Below are 1785 nucleotides of genomic sequence, written 5' to 3'. Positions count from 1 at the left end.
CAATTACAGATGCTATTGCATGGGGAGAGAGTATGTCCAATATTGGAGACAGAATCTTCTCTAAAGAATTCCAACATTATAAAATTCGTGATCCATTCACAGGAAAAACAATTCCTGTCACAACAACTTATTTCGCAGCAATGAAATTACCTAATCATGTTAAGACGTTTGGAACCCACATTCCTTTCGTTGGTGAAGATTATGCAAAATTAACTGGATATATTAACGGTTCACTTCGACCAATTGTTGACGCTGATGACGTTGATGTAAAAGAGAAACTATATGAATTACGTCTAAACTTCTTCCAAGCTGTTAATGACGTAACGTTTGTTCGTGCTACACAATCAACTTCTCAAAACAAATGGTCAGATTTATCTGAAGAAAATAATATGAGAGTACTTTTAGAAATGAAACGTAAACTTGAAGATATGAACGCTTCTTTAATCTACAACTTTGCTGAAGCTAGTGACCGTGAACGTTTCAAAGAACAAGCAAACATCTTGTTCGCTAACGGTTACATTGGAACTAAAGTACGCTCAGCTGAAGTAGAATTCGGTATGAGTAAGTTTGAAGAAGAACGTAGTATTTTACACTGCTACTTAGCAGTAGTGTTCAAAACTCTCGCTAAGCGCGTAATTTTAGAGATCGACGTAAATCCGCGCGTTTAATAAATAAAAAAATAAAAAAGGAGTTGATCGTGTATGTCTAAAACTCTTCAAAGTAATATTAAAAACAACCGCACAGATTTGACAACATATTCGTTCTTTCTTGGCGGTTTAAACGCTAAAAACCGCTCTCTTACTAAATATAGCCCGTTGAAAACGGGTTATGCACGTATTTTCTTAATTAAAATGCCTTCTTTTATGAAAGCTGTTTTTCCTGAAAGAACTACACAGTTTAAACACTATATTGAATACGGTTTTGTAGGTATCGACGGTATTCAGAACTTGAGTATGGAATTTGAACAGCTCACTGGTAGCTATGCAGGTCGTCAAATGGACGTAGCTACAGTAGCTAAAGATGAAACTCAAGAAATTACAGTAAAGATTTACGAGTTAGCAGGTTCACCTGTTCGTGAATATATTGATATGTGGTTGACTGGTATTTCTGACCCATATACTGGAATTACACATTATCACGGTGCATTAGATAAAGGTATTCCTTATTCACAAGCATATCATACTATGGAAGCTATTTATGTACAAACTGACCCAACAGGTCGTTCAGATGCAATTGAATATGCTTGTTTATTAACTAACATGATGCCTAAATCTTCTAAACGTGATCACTTTAACTATGACGCTGGTCAACATTCTATCGTACAAGTAGATATCCCATTTACTTGTGTCAAATATGAATCAGCACAAATTAACGAAATTGCTAAAGCACTAGTTTCTAAATACAAAATTCTTAACAACTTCGTTAACTTTGATTCAGAATACACTCTTGGATTTGTTAACGGTCTTGAAAATAAATCATTCACTGACTGGTCTTACGAGTCTAATCAATATATTTAAATACCGAGTGCATAATGCACTCGGTATTTATTATTCGCTTTGTTCTTCTTTATTAGCAACTTTTTGTCTTAATTCTAATTGTGCTTCTTTAAGTAGTTTCTCAGCAACTTCCCATGGAATCATAGGTAGAAGTTCTTTGGCTAGTTTCTTATAAAGAATGTCTTTAAGAGTATTATCTTCTTCTGAAGGGCTAGCGTTTTCCCCTATCAATGCTTTTACAATAAACGATACAATTTGATCTGTATTACTTATTAAATCTGTCATATTG

At 34.3% G+C, this 1785-nt stretch carries 3 protein-coding genes; 2 read left to right on the top strand and 1 reads right to left on the bottom strand.

What is annotated here, in order from left to right; translation table 11 throughout:
* Together ETC00_RS19240 and ETC00_RS19235 are read left to right on the top strand one after the other, a co-directional pair.
* Positions 1-668 (top strand): hypothetical protein (locus ETC00_RS19240; protein WP_171567670.1); only part of this gene is annotated, 668 nt, incomplete at its 5' end.
* Positions 669-701: 33 nt separating this feature from the next.
* Positions 702-1517 (top strand): hypothetical protein, encoded by an 816-nt coding sequence (locus ETC00_RS19235; protein WP_171567669.1) that lies wholly within the window; start codon positions 702-704, stop codon positions 1515-1517.
* Between the two features lie 30 nt (positions 1518-1547).
* On the opposite strand, the gene ETC00_RS19230 is transcribed toward ETC00_RS19235, so the two are convergent.
* A partial coding sequence (locus ETC00_RS19230) for a hypothetical protein (protein ID WP_171567668.1) occupies positions 1548-1785 on the bottom strand: 238 nt, incomplete at its 5' end.

The sequence above is a fragment of the Brevibacillus sp. MCWH genome, assembly GCF_013096935.1.
Lineage (GTDB): Bacteria > Bacillota > Bacilli > Brevibacillales > Brevibacillaceae > Brevibacillus > Brevibacillus aydinogluensis.
Note: the sequence above shows the minus strand (reverse complement) of the source record. Positions and strands in the feature narration are given on the sequence as shown.